15 protein-coding genes are annotated in these 16,923 nt (G+C 53.6%); 4 read left to right on the forward strand and 11 right to left on the reverse strand.

Annotated elements, in window-relative coordinates:
- Positions 1–140 precede the first annotated feature (140 nt).
- Both ascB and ascF read right to left on the reverse strand, forming a co-directional pair.
- Positions 141–1,565 carry a 6-phospho-beta-glucosidase AscB gene (ascB, locus tag FTE26_RS09130; RefSeq protein WP_000110313.1) on the reverse strand — a complete coding sequence of 475 codons (1,425 nt, stop codon included), beginning with the start codon at positions 1,563–1,565 and terminating at the stop codon, positions 141–143.
- A gap of 8 nt (positions 1,566–1,573) precedes the next feature.
- Positions 1,574–3,031 carry a PTS cellobiose/arbutin/salicin transporter subunit IIBC gene (ascF, locus tag FTE26_RS09135; protein ID WP_001107856.1) on the reverse strand — a complete coding sequence of 486 codons (1,458 nt, stop codon included), beginning with the start codon at positions 3,029–3,031 and terminating at the stop codon, positions 1,574–1,576.
- 259 nt (positions 3,032–3,290) lie between these two features.
- Here ascF and ascG point away from each other — a divergent pair, with 259 nt between their 5' ends.
- The 3 genes from ascG (at position 3,291) to hypF (ending at position 7,382) form a co-directional block, all read left to right on the forward strand.
- The gene (gene ascG, locus FTE26_RS09140) at positions 3,291–4,301 is read left to right on the forward strand and encodes a DNA-binding transcriptional regulator AscG (RefSeq protein WP_001363554.1); all 1,011 of its coding nucleotides are present in this window, start codon (positions 3,291–3,293) and stop codon (positions 4,299–4,301) included.
- 148 nt (positions 4,302–4,449) lie between these two features.
- A complete protein-coding gene (hydN, locus tag FTE26_RS09145) occupies positions 4,450–4,977 on the forward strand; it encodes an electron transport protein HydN (protein WP_001078777.1) in 528 nt (175 codons plus the stop codon).
- 152 nt (positions 4,978–5,129) lie between these two features.
- Positions 5,130–7,382: a carbamoyltransferase HypF gene (gene hypF, locus FTE26_RS09150; RefSeq protein WP_001107688.1), complete on the forward strand. Its 2,253-nt coding sequence runs from the start codon at positions 5,130–5,132 to the stop codon at positions 7,380–7,382.
- Positions 7,383–7,509: 127 nt separating this feature from the next.
- On the opposite strand, the gene norW is transcribed toward hypF, so the two are convergent.
- Both norW and norV read right to left on the reverse strand, forming a co-directional pair.
- Positions 7,510–8,643: an NADH:flavorubredoxin reductase NorW gene (gene norW / locus FTE26_RS09155; RefSeq protein WP_000064749.1), complete on the reverse strand. Its 1,134-nt coding sequence runs from the start codon at positions 8,641–8,643 to the stop codon at positions 7,510–7,512.
- Positions 8,640–10,079 (reverse strand): anaerobic nitric oxide reductase flavorubredoxin, encoded by a 1,440-nt coding sequence (gene norV / locus FTE26_RS09160; RefSeq protein ID WP_000029622.1) that lies wholly within the window; start codon positions 10,077–10,079, stop codon positions 8,640–8,642. Before norV ends, norW begins: the two co-directional genes overlap by 4 nt.
- A gap of 186 nt (positions 10,080–10,265) precedes the next feature.
- Between norV and norR the strand changes: the two genes are divergently transcribed.
- Entirely contained in the window at positions 10,266–11,780 is a 1,515-nt protein-coding gene (gene norR / locus FTE26_RS09165; RefSeq protein WP_000010779.1) for a nitric oxide reductase transcriptional regulator NorR, read from the forward strand.
- On the opposite strand, the gene gutQ is transcribed toward norR, so the two are convergent.
- The 7 genes from gutQ to srlA form a co-directional block, all read right to left on the reverse strand.
- Complete coding sequence (gutQ, locus tag FTE26_RS09170; RefSeq protein ID WP_001287410.1) at positions 11,777–12,742, reverse strand: arabinose-5-phosphate isomerase GutQ; 966 nt, start codon at positions 12,740–12,742, stop codon at positions 11,777–11,779. The two genes, norR and gutQ, sit on opposite strands and share 4 nt — an antisense overlap.
- Entirely contained in the window at positions 12,735–13,508 is a 774-nt protein-coding gene (srlR, locus tag FTE26_RS09175) for a glucitol operon DNA-binding transcriptional repressor SrlR (RefSeq protein WP_000804550.1), read from the reverse strand. Before srlR ends, gutQ begins: the two co-directional genes overlap by 8 nt.
- Positions 13,509–13,574: 66 nt before the next feature.
- Complete coding sequence (gene gutM / locus FTE26_RS09180) at positions 13,575–13,934, reverse strand: transcriptional regulator GutM (protein ID WP_000252908.1); 360 nt, start codon at positions 13,932–13,934, stop codon at positions 13,575–13,577.
- Between the two features lie 104 nt (positions 13,935–14,038).
- Positions 14,039–14,818: a sorbitol-6-phosphate dehydrogenase gene (srlD, locus tag FTE26_RS09185; RefSeq protein WP_001077358.1), complete on the reverse strand. Its 780-nt coding sequence runs from the start codon at positions 14,816–14,818 to the stop codon at positions 14,039–14,041.
- A 3-nt stretch (positions 14,819–14,821) separates the two neighbouring features.
- Positions 14,822–15,193: a PTS glucitol/sorbitol transporter subunit IIA gene (gene srlB, locus FTE26_RS09190; RefSeq protein WP_000216194.1), complete on the reverse strand. Its 372-nt coding sequence runs from the start codon at positions 15,191–15,193 to the stop codon at positions 14,822–14,824.
- A gap of 10 nt (positions 15,194–15,203) precedes the next feature.
- Positions 15,204–16,163: a PTS glucitol/sorbitol transporter subunit IIB gene (srlE, locus tag FTE26_RS09195; protein ID WP_000148875.1), complete on the reverse strand. Its 960-nt coding sequence runs from the start codon at positions 16,161–16,163 to the stop codon at positions 15,204–15,206.
- Positions 16,160–16,723 (reverse strand): PTS glucitol/sorbitol transporter subunit IIC, encoded by a 564-nt coding sequence (gene srlA / locus FTE26_RS09200; RefSeq protein WP_000573321.1) that lies wholly within the window; start codon positions 16,721–16,723, stop codon positions 16,160–16,162. The genes srlE and srlA overlap by 4 nt, the downstream gene beginning before the upstream one ends.
- Positions 16,724–16,923 lie beyond the last annotated feature (200 nt).

Raw genomic sequence — 16,923 nt, forward strand, 5'->3', positions numbered from 1 at the left:
CGCCTGACGGCGCTGTGTCTGGCATGCCTGCAATCCGGGAAACCGGACCAGGAAAAAACTTGCAGGCCATAACAGTATCTACATGTCGCACGAACTATGTAGGCCGGATAAGGCGTTCACGCCGCATCCGGCACGGTTACTTACTCTAAATCTTCCCCATTACTGGCAATTACTTTTTTATACCACCAGAACGATTTCTTACGCGTGCGCGTCAGCGTGCCGTTGCCTGCGTCGTCACGGTCTACGTAGACAAAACCGTAGCGTTTGCTCATTTCACCCGTAGAGGCGGAAACTAAATCAATACAGCCCCATGTGGTGTAGCCCATCAGCGGAATGCCATCTGCAATCGCTTCGCCCATTGCGCGGATATGTTCGCGTAAATAGCTGATGCGATAGTCATCGTTAATCTCGCCATTGGCAGCAAGTTCATCTTTTGCGCCGAGGCCGTTTTCCACCAGAAACAGCGGCTTCTGATAACGGTCGTACATCATGTTCATGGTGATACGCAGACCGAGTGGATCAATACCCCAGCCCCAGTCGCTCACTTGCAGATACGGGTTACGCAGCGATTTCACTACGTTCGCCGCACTGCTATTGTTGGCGTTCATCTCCGCCGAGGCGCAGCGCGAGGCGTAATAGCTGAAAGAGACAAAATCGACGGTGTTTTTCAGGATTTCATCATCGCCCGGTGCTTTGTCGATGGTTACCCCTTTTTCGCGGAATACGCGGGCAGAGTAAGCCGGATACGCGCCCCGCGCCTGCACATCGATAAAAAACAGGTTTTCCCGGTCTTTCTCCAGCGCCGCCCAGACATCTTCCGGCTTGCAACTGTAAGGGTAGAAGTTACCGCCCGCCAGCATACAGCCCACCTGATTTTGCGGGTTAACCTCATGGGCGATTTTGGTGGCTAGCGCACTGGCAACCAGCTGGTGATGCGCGGCCTGATATTTCACCTGATCCTGATTTTCACCTTCTTCAAACACCAGACCCGCGCCGGAGAACGGGCTATGCAACATAATGTTGATTTCATTGAAGGTAAGCCAGTATTTCACCAGACCATCAAATGCTTCAAAGCAGGTCCGGGCGTAGCGGCTGAAAAACTCCACCAGCTTGCGGTTACGCCAGGAGCCATATTCGGTGACCAGATGCATCGGCACATCGAAGTGGCACAACGTGACCAGCGGTTCGATACCGTACTTTTTACACTCTTCAAAGACAGAACGATAAAAAGCAATGCCCTGCTGATTGGGCGTGATTTCATCGCCCTGCGGAAAGAGACGGCTCCAGGCAATTGAGGTACGGAAAACCTTGAATCCCATCTCTGCCATCAGGGCGATATCTTCTTTATAACGATGATAAAAATCCGTCGCCTCATGGCTGGGATAAAACTCGTCATCGCGCAACTGAAAACGTTTTTCCAGCCCCAGTTTCACCGCCATTCGATGCTCGCCGTGTGGGATCATATCGACAGTGGTCAGCCCTTTGCCACCTTCACGGAACGCACCTTCAGACTGGTTGGCGGCAAGCGCGCCGCCCCATAAAAAACCTTCTGGAAATACTGACATTTTCATCCTCAATTAAGACTTACTTCTTTGGCGACGGTCGGTTGTACGCTCTGATGCTTTCGCGCCTCGGCAGTCGCTTCCTCAACAGGAATATCCTCGAAGCCGAGCAACAGTGTGAGGATAAACGACAGCATGACCGCCAGCGCCATGACCGCGAACACCCAGACGATGCTCATTGGATTCGCCGGATCGAAGAACTGCACGCTGGTAAATAACCCCGGCGCTGCCATTGAGTGGCTGGCAAGCCCCGCCATACCGGCAACCGCGCCGCAAATAAAGCCGCTGATAAGACTGGCGATAAGCGGACGTTTCAGGCGGATCGCCACGCCGTATAACGCCGGTTCGGAAATCCCCGCCATAATGGCTGATGCCGCCGCAGCCAGCGCCGTCTGGCGCAGTTCCGGGTTTTTCGTTTTCCACGCCACCGCCAGTGATGAACCGCCCAGCGACAGGTTAGCGCCGATCTCTGACGGCATGACCATCCCTTCTTTGCCGGTTTCGGCAATGGTCTGAATGATGGTTGGCGTAAAGACGCGGTGCATCCCGGTCATTACCAGCAGAGGCCACAGCGCGCCCATAATGGCGACTGAAAGCCAGCCCAGATAACCATGAATGGTGTAAACCAGCGCCGAAATGGCGCTACCGATCCAGATACCAATCGGGCCAATCAGCAGGATTGCCAGCGGTGCGGCAATCAACACAATCAGCATTGGCTTGAGGAAGTTTTTGGTCACCGCCGGTGTAATGCGATCCACCCAGCGTTCGATATATGACAGGCACCAGGTCATCACCAGCGCCGGGATCACTGTGTAGGTGTATTTCACCGCGGTGACCGGAATCAGGGCAAATTCGACATGTTCACCCTGGGCCGCTTTCGCCATCAGTTCAATAAAACTCGGATGTACCAGCACACCCGCGATGGCAATCGCCAGCGACATATTGGTTTTAAATTTGATGGCGGCAGATGCCGCGACCATCAGCGGCAGGAAGAAGAAAGCACCGTCACCAATCACATTCAGAATGGTTAAGGTCGGCGATCCTTTTGTCAGCACGCCGCTCATCTCGAGGATCATCGCCAGCAGTTTGACCATCGATCCGCCGATAATCGCCGGGATCAGCGGTGACATGGTGCCGATCAGCGCATCGAGGATCCCTGCACCAATGCGACGCAGCGTGAGTTTGGGTTTACCCACGGGCTGTGCGGGCTGCATATCTCCCGGCAGCAGGCTGACGACTTCCTGAAAGGCTTGTGAAACGGTATTGCCGATAATCACCTGACACTGGTTGTCACTACGTACCACGCCGAGCACGCCGGGGATGGTTTTTAACGTCGGGCTGTCGATAAGCTGGTCATCTTTGATAACAAAGCGCAAACGCGTCATACAGTGCGTGACCGCCGAGATGTTATCAACGCCGCCCAGTGCCGCTATCACCGAGCGTGCCAGCGCCGCATAATTTTTGGCCATCGGATTTTATCCTGTTATCAGTAGGGTAGATGTAGTTGTTATCAGTCGACGTAACGGAAAAATGCCGATGCTGAAACGGAATTAGGAAACCGGTTTCACAAAATCATGAATAGTTGTCACTAAATAAGCAAGAGAGTTAATTGTTCATTTTTTATATTTGTGAAACCGGTCACCTGAATATTTTTCCCGCCGATTGCGCAAGGACAATCGGCAAACGGTGCAGTACACTGCGTTGATTGCGTGTAAAGGGATGAAAATGATGACGACGATGCTGGAAGTGGCGAAGCGCGCCGGGGTTTCAAAAGCGACCGTTTCCCGCGTGCTTTCAGGTAATGGCTACGTCAGCCAGGAGACTAAAGATCGCGTGTTTCAGGCGGTAGAAGAGAGCGGTTACCGCCCAAATTTGCTGGCCCGCAATCTGTCGGCGAAGAGTACTCAGACGCTGGGGCTGGTAGTGACCAACACGCTTTATCACGGCATTTATTTTAGTGAATTACTGTTTCATGCCGCGCGAATGGCGGAAGAGAAAGGGCGGCAGTTGCTATTGGCAGATGGTAAACACAGCGCCGAAGAAGAGCGCCAGGCGATTCAGTATCTGCTGGATTTGCGCTGCGACGCCATTATGATTTACCCGCGTTTTTTAAGCGTGGATGAGATTGATGACATCATTGACGCGCACAGTCAGCCGATAATGGTGCTTAATCGCCGCCTGCGCAAAAACAGCAGCCATAGCGTCTGGTGCGATCATAAACAGACCAGCTTTAATGCCGTGGCAGAGTTGATAAACGCCGGACATCAGGAGATTGCTTTCCTTACCGGCTCGATGGATTCCCCCACCAGCGTTGAACGTCTTGCCGGGTATAAAGACGCGCTGTCGCAGCATGGTATTGCGCTCAATGAAAAACTTATCGCTAACGGTAAATGGACGCCCGCCAGCGGGGCCGAAGGGGTAGAAACGTTGCTCGAACGTGGGGCTAAATTTAGCGCGTTAGTTGCCAGTAACGACGATATGGCGATAGGTGCGATCAAAGCGTTGCACGAGCGCGGCGTAGCGGTGCCAGAGCAGGTGTCGGTTATCGGATTCGATGATATCGCAATTGCCCCCTACACCGTTCCGGCGCTCTCCAGCGTAAAAATTCCGGTAACAGAGATGATTCAGGAAATTATTGGACGGCTGATTTTTATGCTCGATGGCGGGGATTTCTCACCGCCGAAAACCTTCAGCGGAAAACTGATCCGCCGCGACTCACTCATTGCCCTTTCGCGATAAACATTGTCATCACATGTCATCGTCACTAGTGTCGATGACATCTTTTTTCCTGCATTACAGAAATTAATTTCCTTAAATAACAGCAAATTAAAAACTGGCATGATTTGTGAATGTATCGGCGCATTAACTGTCATTGCTGGAGAATTTGATGAACCGTTTCATCATTGCTGACGCGAGTAAATGTATTGGTTGCCGTACCTGTGAAGTGGCGTGCGTGGTTTCTCATCAGGAAAATCAGGACTGTGCATCGCTGACCCCGGAAACCTTTTTACCGCGAATCCATGTCATTAAAGGTGTGAACATTTCCACGGCGACAGTCTGCCGTCAGTGTGAAGATGCACCGTGCGCTAACGTCTGCCCGAATGGTGCTATCAGCCGTGATAAAGGGTTTGTTCATGTGATGCAGGAACGTTGCATTGGTTGCAAAACCTGCGTGGTGGCTTGCCCGTATGGCGCGATGGAAGTGGTGGTACGTCCGGTGATCCGCAACAGCGGCGCGGGGCTGAATGTACGGGCTGACAAAGCTGAAGCCAATAAATGCGACCTGTGCAACCATCGCGAAGACGGCCCGGCGTGTATGGCGGCTTGCCCGACCCATGCGCTGATTTGTGTCGATCGTAATAAACTTGAACAACTGAGCGCAGAAAAACGTCGCCGTACGGCGCTGATGTTCTAAAAATCTTATAGAACTGTTCTGGCATCAAAGGAATTCCCGGAAATATTCGTAGAATACGGAGCTGGCGGTATCGCCGACCTGAGACTGCCGGATACGACGCAGTCGTGTCCGGCAGGGCGGGTTACGCAATTCATGATGGCGGGAATAACTCAATGGCAAAAAACACATCTTGCGGTGTCCAACTGCGTATTCGAGGCAAAGTGCAGGGCGTCGGTTTTCGTCCGTTTGTCTGGCAGCTGGCACAGCAATTAAATCTTCACGGCGATGTCTGTAATGACGGCGATGGCGTAGAAGTCCGGCTGCTGGAAGACCCGGAAACGTTTCTTGTTCAATTGCATCAGCACTGCCCGCCGCTGGCGCGTATTGATAGCGTCGAGCGTGAGCCGTACATCTGGTCACAACTGCCCACCGAGTTCACTATACGCCAGAGCACAGGCGGCACCATGAATACGCAAATTGTTCCCGATGCCGCTACTTGCCCTGCCTGTCTTGCCGAAATGAATACCCCAGGCGAACGGCGTTATCGTTATCCGTTTATCAACTGTACCCACTGCGGCCCGCGTTTCACCATTATTCGCGCCATGCCTTACGACCGCCCGTTTACCGTGATGGCGGCGTTTCCGTTGTGTCCGGCTTGTGACAAAGAGTACCGCGACCCGCTCGATCGTCGCTTCCACGCCCAGCCGGTGGCCTGCCCGGAGTGTGGCCCACATCTTGAATGGGTAAGTCATGGTGAACATGCAGAACAAGAGGCGGCATTACAGGCGGCTATCGCACAGTTAAAAATGGGCAACATTGTCGCCATCAAAGGGATTGGCGGATTTCATCTTGCCTGCGATGCACGTAACAGTAACGCGGTGGCGACACTTCGGGCGCGCAAACATCGCCCGGCGAAACCGCTGGCGGTCATGTTGCCAGTGGCTGACGGTTTACCAGACGCTGCGCGCCAGTTGCTTACCACGCCCGCCGCGCCGATTGTGCTGGTGGATAAAAAATACGTTCCTGAGCTTTGTGATGATATCGCCCCTGACCTTAACGAAGTCGGGGTAATGTTGCCTGCGAACCCGCTCCAGCATTTGCTGTTACAGGAACTGCAATGCCCGCTGGTGATGACCTCCGGCAACCTGAGCGGTAAACCACCGGCTATCAGCAACGAACAGGCGCTGGAGGATTTGCAGGGCATTGCCGACGGATTCTTGATACATAACCGCGACATCGTGCAGCGGATGGATGATTCGGTGGTGCGCGAAAGCGGCGAAATGCTGCGCCGTTCACGCGGGTATGTGCCGGATGCGCTGGTTTTGCCTCCGGGCTTTAAAAATGTTCCGCCTGTGCTGTGTCTTGGCGCGGATCTGAAAAACACCTTCTGCCTGGTGCGCGGTGAACAAGCGGTGTTGAGTCAGCATCTGGGCGATTTAAGTGACGATGGCATCCAGATGCAGTGGCGCGAAGCGTTACGCCTGATGCAAAACATCTACGATTTCACTCCGCAATACGTTGTGCATGACGTGCATCCGGGCTATGTCTCCAGCCAGTGGGCGAGCGAAATGAATATGCCGACGCAAACGGTGCTGCATCATCATGCCCACGCAGCGGCGTGTCTGGCAGAGCATCAGTGGCCGCTGGATGGCGGTGATGTCATTGCTTTGACGCTCGATGGTATCGGTATGGGGGAGAACGGCGCTTTGTGGGGCGGCGAGTGTCTGCGGGTGAACTATCGCGAATGTGAGCACCTGGGCGGCTTGCCTGCAGTGGCGCTTCCGGGTGGCGATTTGGCGGCGAAGCAGCCGTGGCGAAACCTGCTGGCGCAGTGCCTGCGCTTTGTGCCGGAGTGGCAGAATTATTCTGAAACAGCAAGTGTGCAACAGCAAAACTGGAGCGTGCTGGCGCGGGCCATTGAGCGTGGAATTAACGCGCCGCTGGCGTCATCGTGTGGGCGGTTGTTCGATGCCGTGGCGGCGGCACTGGGCTGTGCGCCAGCCACGTTAAGTTATGAAGGTGAAGCGGCTTGTGCTCTGGAGGCACTCGCAGCTTCGTGCCACGGAGTGACGCATCCGGTGACAATGCCGCTGGTGGACAATCAACTGGATCTCGCCACTTTCTGGCAGCAGTGGCTGAACTGGCAGGCACCGGTTAATCAACGCGCGTGGGCGTTTCATGATGCGCTGGCGCAGGGTTTTGCCGCGTTGATGCGTGAGCAGGCCACGATGCGTGGTATCACTACGCTGGTATTTAGCGGCGGGGTTATTCATAACCGTTTGCTGCGTGCACGTCTGGCGCATTATCTCGCTGATTTCACATTGCTCTTTCCACAGAGTTTACCGGCGGGTGATGGCGGTTTGTCTCTGGGGCAGGGGGTTATTGCTGCGGCGCGTTGGTTAGCGGGTGAAGTCCAGAACGGATAAAACGTGTTGCATTTGGACACCATTGCCGGATGCGGCGTAAACGCCTTATCCGGCCTACACATGCGTCCCCGTAGGTCGGATAAGACGCGCCAGCGTCGCATCCGACATTTTAGGCACAGTAGCCCACCTACATCGGCAATGTTTTCAACAATCCAAATGCCTCTTTCATCCGATCCTCACTGACCACAAAGGCGCGAAGCTGGTCAGCATCGTCAACACCGCGAGCCACCATTCCCTGGCGTTCGGTATTAATTTGCCAGCGTAAATCCTGACGCTGGGTTTCGCCTGCCAGATGCAGCGGTAATTCCGGCGTTTTGATTTTCACCAGCATCGCCGGTAGTTTCAGCGGCGTGTTATTGCCGAGAAGATTTTTTGCCAGCACCATCGCGCTAAGTTGAATCGGCTGCAGGAATGGCAGTACCTGACCGTTGATTTCCGCGCAATCGCCCAGCGCATAAATATCGTCATTACTGGTTTGCAGATAACTATCGACGCAAACGCCGCGATTAATCGTCAGCCCGGCGCGTCGTGCCAGGGCGGTTTCCGGGCGCAGTCCGGTGGCGGCAATTACCGCATCCACTTCGATGCTACGCTGGCGGTCCAGCGTTGCCAGAATGCCAGAATCCGTTTTTTCCAGCCCCTGTAACTGAGATTTCAACAGCAGATGAACGCCCATCTCCGTCAACCGATGCTGCAAGCGGCTGCTTACTTCCGGTGGCATTAACGACGCCAGAATACTGGCAGCGTTGTCGATTAGCGTGACCGCTTTGCCTGCACGACAAAAATCCATCGCCAGTTCGCTACCAATCAAACCACCGCCAACAATCAACACGCGTCGGGCATCCCGCAGTTGCGTTTCACAGGCGCGATACTCTTGCTGACTATTTAACGTCAGCATTAACTCACGCCCAGGCACAGGCGGGACAAAGGCACTGGCACCGGTTGCCAGTACTAGCTTGTCGTATTGCCACTGATTATTCTGGCTTTTCACCACACGGGCTTCGGCATCGATATCCGTCACCCAGGTTTGTGGAAACAGGTGCAGATTAAACTGCTCGGCAAATTCACCCGCCGTCTGGCGGGTAAGGTCATCGGCACGTTGCCCCTGACTGATAACATGGCTGAGGTCAGGTTTGTTGTACTCATCCATGCTGTCGGCGGCAATCAGGGTTAATGGAATAGTGGCGTCCTGTTTGCGAATATTTTTCACCAGTTGGCGGGCGGCGAAGCCCGAACCGATGATCACAATGCCGTTACTCATTTTGCCTCCGATGCCAGTTCGTCAAAGACGTCTTTGCCGAGGGAGCATTCCGGGCAGAGGAAGTTATCCGGGACTTCACTCCACGGCGTTCCTGGCGCAACGTCCTGCATTGGCTCGCCTTTTGCCGGATCGTAAATCCACTGGCAGACGCTGCACTGCATTCGTGGGCCGAGGTCAGCCGTCGTCGTGGCAGAGGTTTCTTCTTTAACTACCGTATTCACCGTGCTCTGCGGCAGCGGCGCGAGCGCCCACTGACGGGCGATTTCGCGACCGTGTTCACGGCATAACTCCAGAGCGTCCTGGTCTGGTCGCCATTTGGCTTTCAGGCTGAGCGACATTTCGAAACCCGCATCCTGCAGGCGCGTGGAAAGGCGATCCACCGCACCGCCGCTCCAGCCGTGAGAGCCGAAAGCACTGGCGCGTTTGTTACGGAAGCGTAAACCAGTCATCTCCTCCACCAGCCCGGCGATTTTCGGCATCATCACGTTATTCATCGTCGAAGTGCCGACCAGCACGCCTTTTGAGCGGAAGACATTAGTCAGGATTTCGTTTTTATCGCTTCGGGCGACGTTGAAAATTTTCACCGCCACGCGTGGGTCGGTTTCCGCAATCCCCTGGGCGATAGCGTCAGCCATCATGCGGGTGTTATTCGACATGGTGTCGTAGAAAATGGTGATTCTGTCTTCCTGATAATCAGCCGCCCATTTCAGGTACAGCTCGACAATTTGCGTCGGGTTATCGCGCCATACCACGCCGTGGGAAGTGGCTATCATATCGACTGGTAAGTTAAAGCCCAGGATCTCGGTAATTTTCGGCGTTACCAGGCGGCTGAACGGCGTCAGGATATTGGCGTAGTAACGCTGGCACTGCTCGAAAAGCTCCGTCTGATCCACTTCATCGTTGAACAGATGCTCGTCGCAGTAGTGCTGACCGAAAGCATCGTTACTGAACAGCACCGCGTCGCCTGTCAGGTAAGTCATCATGCTGTCCGGCCAGTGCAGCATTGGTGTTTCGACAAAAATGAGCTGTTTGCCGTTGCCGATATCCAGCGTGTCGCCAGTTTTCACCACATTAAAATTCCACTCCGGATGATGGTGATGACCATTTATCGAGTCGATAGCGTTGGCAGTACAGTAGATCGGCGTATCGGGAATTTGCGCCATCAGTTCGGTCAGCGCCCCAGCGTGGTCCTCTTCTGCATGGTTAATCACGATGTAATCGATATCCGCCAGATCGATTTCATTACGCAGGTTCTGCACAAATTCGCGGCTGAATTTATGGTCGACGGTGTCGATCAGCACGTTTTTTTCTTCGCGGATGAGATAGCTGTTGTAACTGCTGCCGCGCAGCGTTTTATATTCCGTGCCGTGAAAATCACGCACTTCCCAGTCACGTTGACCAACCCAATGAATGTTATTTTTCACCACAATAGACATAGCAACCTCAATTTATTCAGCGTGTTCTAAAAAGATGTCTTGCTAATTGCAGATTGCGTGCCAGTTTTTTATCTGATTGTTTTTACTATATAAATAAAAGTATGCTCATTAATGAGTAGTCAAAATGACTATCAATCAAATGGTCGATATGACAATATCTATAGTCAAATTGACAGTGAGGCAAAGATGAGTTTTTCCGTTGATGTGCTGGCGAATATCGCCATCGAATTGCAGCGTGGGATTGGTCATCAGGATCGTTTTCAGCGCCTGATCACCACGCTACGTCAGGTGCTGGAGTGCGATGCGTCTGCGTTGCTACGTTACGATTCGCGGCAGTTTATTCCGCTTGCCATCGACGGTCTGGCAAAGGATGTACTCGGTAGACGCTTTGCGCTGGAAGGGCATCCACGGCTTGAAGCGATTGCCCGCGCCGGGGACGTGGTGCGCTTTCCTGCAGACAGCGAATTGCCCGATCCCTATGACGGTTTGATTCCTGGGCAGGAGAGTCTGAAGGTTCACGCCTGCGTTGGTCTGCCATTGTTTGCCGGGCAAAACCTGATCGGCGCACTGACGCTCGACGGGATGCAGCCCGATCAGTTCGATGTTTTCAGCGACGAAGAGCTACGGCTGATTGCTGCGCTGGCGGCGGGAGCGTTAAGCAATGCGTTGCTGATTGAACAACTGGAAAGCCAGAATATGATGCCAGGCGATGCCACGCCGTTTGAAGCGGTGAAACAGACGCAGATGATTGGCTTGTCCCCTGGCATGACGCAACTGAAAAAAGAGATTGAGATTGTGGCGGCGTCCGATCTCAACGTCCTGATCAGCGGTGAGACGGGAACCGGTAAGGAGCTGGTGGCGAAAGCGATTCATGAAGCCTCGCCACGGGCGGTGAATCCGCTGGTCTATCTCAACTGTGCCGCACTGCCGGAAAGTGTGGCGGAAAGTGAGTTGTTCGGGCATGTGAAAGGGGCGTTTACTGGCGCTATCAGTAACCGCAGCGGGAAGTTTGAAATGGCGGATAACGGCACACTGTTTCTCGATGAGATCGGCGAGTTGTCGTTGGCTTTGCAGGCCAAGTTGCTGCGAGTGTTGCAGTATGGCGATATTCAGCGCGTTGGCGATGACCGCAGTTTGCGGGTCGATGTGCGCGTGCTGGCGGCGACTAACCGCGACTTACGCGAAGAGGTACTGGCAGGGCGATTTCGCGCTGACTTGTTTCATCGCCTGAGCGTGTTTCCACTTTCGGTGCCGCCGCTGCGTGAGCGGGGCGATGATGTCATTCTGCTGGCGGGGTATTTCTGCGAGCAGTGTCGTTTGCGGCTGGGGCTCTCCCGCGTGGTATTAAGTGCCGGGGCGCGAAATTTACTGCAACACTACAGTTTTCCGGGGAACGTGCGCGAACTGGAACATGCTATTCATCGGGCGGTAGTACTGTCGAGAGCCACTCGCAGCGGCGATGAAGTGATTCTTGAGGCGCAACATTTTGCTTTTCCTGAGGTGACGTTGCCGCCGCCAGAAGCGGCAGCGGTGCCCGTTGTTAAGCAAAATCTGCGTGAAGCGACAGAAGCGTTCCAGCGTGAAACCATTCGCCAGGCACTGGCACAAAATCATCACAACTGGGCTGCCTGCGCGCGAATGCTGGAAACTGACGTCGCCAACCTGCATCGGCTGGCGAAACGTCTGGGATTGAAGGATTAAATAATCCCGGCCTGATAGAAATCCTGCAAGTTAATTGCGCCGGTGAGTTTGCCGTTTTCATCTACCACCGGTGCGGCAGTGATTTTGCGCTTCATCAGGATCTCTTTGGCGTCGATGGCACGGCTTTGCGCCTGTAATGTGGTGCCGCCTGTCGTCATCGCTTCATTAACTGGCGTGGTGAGTGCGCCGCCGCCAACCAGCCAGCGACGTAAATCGCCGTCGGTAAAGACGCCTTGTACCTGTTGTTGAGCGTCACATACCGCCACCAGCCCCAGACCGGTGCGGCTGAGCTCCAGCATCGCATCCATCACGCTGGCGGCTAACGCTACCTGCGGGATAGCGTCATCACGGCGCATCAGATGATGCACTTTATTCAGCAAGCGAGCGCCCAGTGCCCCAGCTGGGTGGGAGCGGGCAAAATCTTCTTCATTAAAACCGCGCGCCTGCATGACCGCCATCGCCAGCGCGTCACCCATCATCAGGGTATTGACGGTGCTGGAGGTCGGCGCAAGGTGCATCGGGCAGGCTTCGCGTTCTACGGAGATATCCAGCACCGCTTTTGCCGCCAGGCCCAGCGGTGACGTCGGTTTGCCGGTCATCGCCAGCAGCGCGATAGATTTATCTTCCAGACGCGGAATAATCAGATCCAGTTCCTTCGCGCCACCGGAGTAAGAGATAAACAGCATCACATCGCGGCTTTCAATCATCCCCAGATCGCCGTGCAGTGCTTCTGCCGGATGGACAAAAAAAGCCGGTGTGCCGGTACTGGCAAGTGTTGCGGCGATTTTCTTACCAATGTGGCCCGATTTGCCAATTCCCGAAACCACCACTTTGCCTTCGCAGTGCAGGATGATATTGGCGGCGCGAACAAAATCATCGCCCAGACGTTCCGGTAAACGGCTTGCTTCCTGCAACTCCAGCATTAACGTCTGACGTCCCGCGTTCAGTAGTGCTTCACTCATTGCTCTCTCCGGTTATGATCACATCGATCCCTTTCTCTTCCAGCGCCTGACGAAACGCCGGATCGATACCTGCGTCGGTAATCAGCTTATCGACGCTTTCAAGACTGCAAACTACGTTGGGGCTTTTACGGCCAAACTTTGATGAGTCCGCCATTAAAATCACTTCGCGCGCGGCATTGCACATTGCCTTACTGACGGTATAGACCTCGTTGAAGGTGGTTACGCCCGCATTGAGATCGATGCCGTCAGTACCCATGAATAATTTGTCGAAGGTGAAATGCTCGAAGGCATTCTCTGCCAGTTGCCCGTGAAATGAGGCCGATTTTTTGCGAAATGTTCCGCCTGGCATCAGGATGGTTTGTTCGTTATCCAGTTCAGATAGCGCATTGACGATATGCAGACTGTTGGTCATCACCGTGATGTTATTAAAGCGCGAGAGCAGGGGGACCATCTGCAAAACGGTACTGCCAGCATCAAGAATTATTGAGTCGCCATCATGAATAAAACTAACGGCAGCTTCTGCAATCAGCTCTTTCTTGTGGGTGTTGATGAGCGTTTTATGATCGATAGGCGGATCGGATTCCTCTTTATTCAACACCACTCCGCCATAAGTACGAATGACGGTTCCGGCATGTTCCAGAATGACCAGATCTTTGCGAATGGTTGTGCCTGTGGTGTCAAAGTATTGCGCCAATTCTTCAACCGAGCATTTACCCTGCTTTTGCAGATACTCCAGAATGGCGGCCTGACGCTGACGAGGTTTCATGGGCGTGATTACCTGATTTAGGTTTCAAAATGATAACTTCGCAAGCAAGTAACATTCACAACGAAATTATCCACGTTTCAGTTTAAGCGCCAATGATAGAGCATTCTGTGATAGTGGATCATGGGGAAAGATCACATCGGGCTGTAAATCACCCGCATGCATACCGGTAATTGCGGGAATTTTTTGCGGTCGGGCGAAGACGGTCAGTCCTTTCATAAACAAGGTGTCGACGATGCGCTGCTGATCGTCCAGCGCGATGGCGACCACGACCCGCGGTTTAAAGCGCCCGCTGGAACGGCCCACGCCAACCCGCCCTTGCTGGCATAGTGTGTCGAAGGCACGGTTAAAACGAGAAATTTGCCAGCCGCCTAAGGCCAGTTGCGCACACCAGGCGATAACGGCGACGGTGATGAGTGCGGATACCATAACTTTTCCTTAATGTAGTGGCGGAAGTCCTGTATGCCTGATGAGCGTAGCGCATCAGGCATTCTATAGTCTCACGGAGATCCTTAATGGATCTCCGCTGTTGATCAGAACATCACCTGACCGCCGGTGACATTGATCGACTGTCCGGTGCAGTACGACGCCTTAGGACTGGCGTAGAACAGCAGCATATTCAGCACATCTTGATAATCGCAGCCGCGTTTGAGCGGTACTTTGTCGATGTAATACTGCTCGACTTGATCCGGTTTGATACCCAGCTTGGTCGCGTATTGTGGCAACAGTGACTGGAACATCGGCGATTTCAGCAGGTTACCGAGCATCAGTGAATGCACCGTAATGCCGTACTCCGCCAGATCCAGCGCCAGTGATTGAGTCAGCCCGACGCCACCAAATTTCGCTGCGCTGTAGCCAGAGTTGTGTTTGCTGCCCACTTTGCCGGATTTCGAGTTGATCTGAATAATGCGCCCCTGAATCCCGTCGCGGATCATCAAACGCGAAAATTCACGCGCACACAGGAAATAACCCACCAGATTCACCTGTAGCGAACGGTCAAAATCGCCGAGCTGGAAGTCGCTGATAAAGGCTGCTTTTGCTATTCCGGCGCTGTAGACCAGCAAATCCACGCGACCAAAGATTTCATCTACCCCACGAGAGAGCGCCAGAACGCTTTGCTCGCTAGTGGCGTCAGCACCAAAACCGTACGCCATACTTTCACCATATTCGGCGTTAATTTCTTGTGCCACATTTGCGGCTTTGTCGCTCTGAATATCGACAACCGCGACGCGATACCCCTCGGCAGCCAGACCGTGGCACAGGAACGCGCCTAAGGTTTGCCCACCACCGATGACAACGGCAACCTGATTCATTTTTTACTCCTTAACAGATTCAAACTTCAAAACCGATCCCGGCGCGATATCGTCGGGGACAGGGCCTGCCACATGGACAGTGCCCGGAAATTCCGCTTCGTTTAAACCATCGAAGCGCAGGGTGACATGACCCAGTTCGCGAAGGTTGTCTTCCGCCACGCTGCCAACAGCGGTCACCGGATAGCGATGCTGCCCGAGTGAAAATTGCAAACCGGGATGGAGTGCACCTTTCAACTCGCCGTGGCAATGAATGAAGCAATACTCTTCGAGGTCCGCAGGCGCGCCTTCACGAAAGGTGATGAGCATCTGGTCACTGAGGGCGTCAATGGCACTCGCGCCGATACGGGTGATGGTGGTCTGATAAATAACGGTCATGTTTCAGCCTCTATTGATAGATAAAACCGGAGACAAACCAGGCGATCAGTACAGTCGGCGCGCCGGTTAAAAAGCGGCTCACCAGTACAGAAGGGACACCGACGCGAACCGTGTCCTGACGGGCTTCCGCCAGCGACAAACCGACCGGGATGAAGTCGCAGGCCGCCTGCGCGTTGATGGCAAACAGTGCCGGTAAAGCCAGATGCGGCGGAATATTGCCGAGACCAATCTGCACGCCAATCAATACGCCGATAACCTGTGCGATAACTGCGCCTGGGCCGAGGAAAGGTGAAAGCAGTGGGAAGGAACAGATGAGCGCCAGCATGACCAGACCCAGTGGATGGCTCGCCAGCGGAGCAAGACCGTGGGCAATCCAGTCACCAAGGCCAGAAGCCATAATGATGCCAATGAGCGCCGAGACGAATGCCATAAACGGCAGAATGGTTTTTAATACAGTGTCGATGGTGTCACGACCAGATTGAAACAGCACCGCAACGGCGGACCCCATGCCCATTCCCACCTTCGCCAGTAAACCATCGCTTTGTTCGGTGATTTTCTTACTGGTGTCATAGTCACGGCCCACGGAAGAGGGTTGTGGTGTCGCATCACCTACTACAGTGATGTTTTCTTCTTTTACGCCAGAGACATAAATATCTTCCACAATGTACTGCGCCAGCGGACCGGACTTGCCCGTCGAGTGGATATTAATGGTGGGAATACGTCGTTTCGGATAGATGCCGCAGCGTAATGTGCCGCCACAGTCGATTACCGCGACACCAATTTCCGCCTCCGCGGGTTCACCTTCTTTAAATCCGTCAATAGCCTGCCAGCCAGTAAGCTGTGCCAGTTTGTCAACAATCGCAGGCCGGGTACCGGCGGTGATATAGACGATTTTTTTTCCCGGCGTGGCTTTCAGCTCAAGCGGGCCGCCCCAGCCACCCGTTCCTTTTTCGATCCGAATATGCGTCATGATGTTGCTCCTGCCAGGTGAACTTTTTGTTCAAGTTGAATGCCCATCTTTTTCTCAAAAATGGCGGTGGTCAGATCGGTCACCCAGCCGCGGAAGAAATTGGTGACCAGACCAACCAGCAGATAACTCACCGCCAGTGGGCCAAGTGGCAGGTTCAGCGTTGTCAGACCGCTGGCAATGCCAAGATAAACAAACAGTTCGCCAGGGTTGATATGGGGGAAGAGGCCATTCATTGAGTGGCAGCTATAAGAGGCCGCCGCGTAGTAGCTGGGTTTGTACTTTTCCGGCATAAAGCGACCCAGGCTTAGGGTCATCGGATTGCAAAAGACAAACGTGCCAATGCACGGTAACAGTAGGTAACGGGAAACAGGGTTACCGGCGCAACGTTGAGCAAAACGTTCAATACGATGCTGACCGATAAAATTAATCAGTGCGTTCATGATAACCAGCAGGCTAATCAACAGCGGAAGAATGCCGGTCACCATCCCGGTAAACACCTCTCCGCCCTTTTGGAACAGCCCGATAAACCACTCTGCACCATGAGTAATGGTTTCTATCATTGTTCTCTCCTTCAGGATTTATTGTTTTATTACCAAACGGCAACCTAATCTAATCAGATTGAAAGATTTAAAAGTGTTATTTTGATCGCAAAATGAAAGATAAATATTTTAATTTGAAAGTTTGAATAAAAGGATAGCGAGGGGAATGAGTTGAGTTATGTAAAGTCCGTATCGGGCAGTGACTACCGCTTCCTTGTGCG

Source organism: Escherichia sp. S10b, assembly GCF_028421345.1.
Taxonomy (GTDB): Bacteria; Pseudomonadota; Gammaproteobacteria; order Enterobacterales; family Enterobacteriaceae; genus ECMA0423.

Coding starts and splice junctions, on each gene's coding strand:
- ascB (WP_000110313.1), bottom strand. CDS start 1,565: ATGTCAGTATTTCCAGAAGGTTTTTTATGGGGCGGCGCGCTTGCCGCC.
- ascF (WP_001107856.1), bottom strand. CDS start 3,031: ATGGCCAAAAATTATGCGGCGCTGGCACGCTCGGTGATAGCGGCACTG.
- ascG (WP_001363554.1), top strand. CDS start 3,291: ATGACGACGATGCTGGAAGTGGCGAAGCGCGCCGGGGTTTCAAAAGCG.
- hydN (WP_001078777.1), top strand. CDS start 4,450: ATGAACCGTTTCATCATTGCTGACGCGAGTAAATGTATTGGTTGCCGT.
- hypF (WP_001107688.1), top strand. CDS start 5,130: ATGGCAAAAAACACATCTTGCGGTGTCCAACTGCGTATTCGAGGCAAA.
- norW (WP_000064749.1), bottom strand. CDS start 8,643: ATGAGTAACGGCATTGTGATCATCGGTTCGGGCTTCGCCGCCCGCCAA.
- norV (WP_000029622.1), bottom strand. CDS start 10,079: ATGTCTATTGTGGTGAAAAATAACATTCATTGGGTTGGTCAACGTGAC.
- norR (WP_000010779.1), top strand. CDS start 10,266: ATGAGTTTTTCCGTTGATGTGCTGGCGAATATCGCCATCGAATTGCAG.
- gutQ (WP_001287410.1), bottom strand. CDS start 12,742: ATGAGTGAAGCACTACTGAACGCGGGACGTCAGACGTTAATGCTGGAG.
- srlR (WP_000804550.1), bottom strand. CDS start 13,508: ATGAAACCTCGTCAGCGTCAGGCCGCCATTCTGGAGTATCTGCAAAAG.
- gutM (WP_000252908.1), bottom strand. CDS start 13,934: ATGGTATCCGCACTCATCACCGTCGCCGTTATCGCCTGGTGTGCGCAA.
- srlD (WP_001077358.1), bottom strand. CDS start 14,818: ATGAATCAGGTTGCCGTTGTCATCGGTGGTGGGCAAACCTTAGGCGCG.
- srlB (WP_000216194.1), bottom strand. CDS start 15,193: ATGACCGTTATTTATCAGACCACCATCACCCGTATCGGCGCGAGTGCC.
- srlE (WP_000148875.1), bottom strand. CDS start 16,163: ATGACGCATATTCGGATCGAAAAAGGAACGGGTGGCTGGGGCGGCCCG.
- srlA (WP_000573321.1), bottom strand. CDS start 16,723: ATGATAGAAACCATTACTCATGGTGCAGAGTGGTTTATCGGGCTGTTC.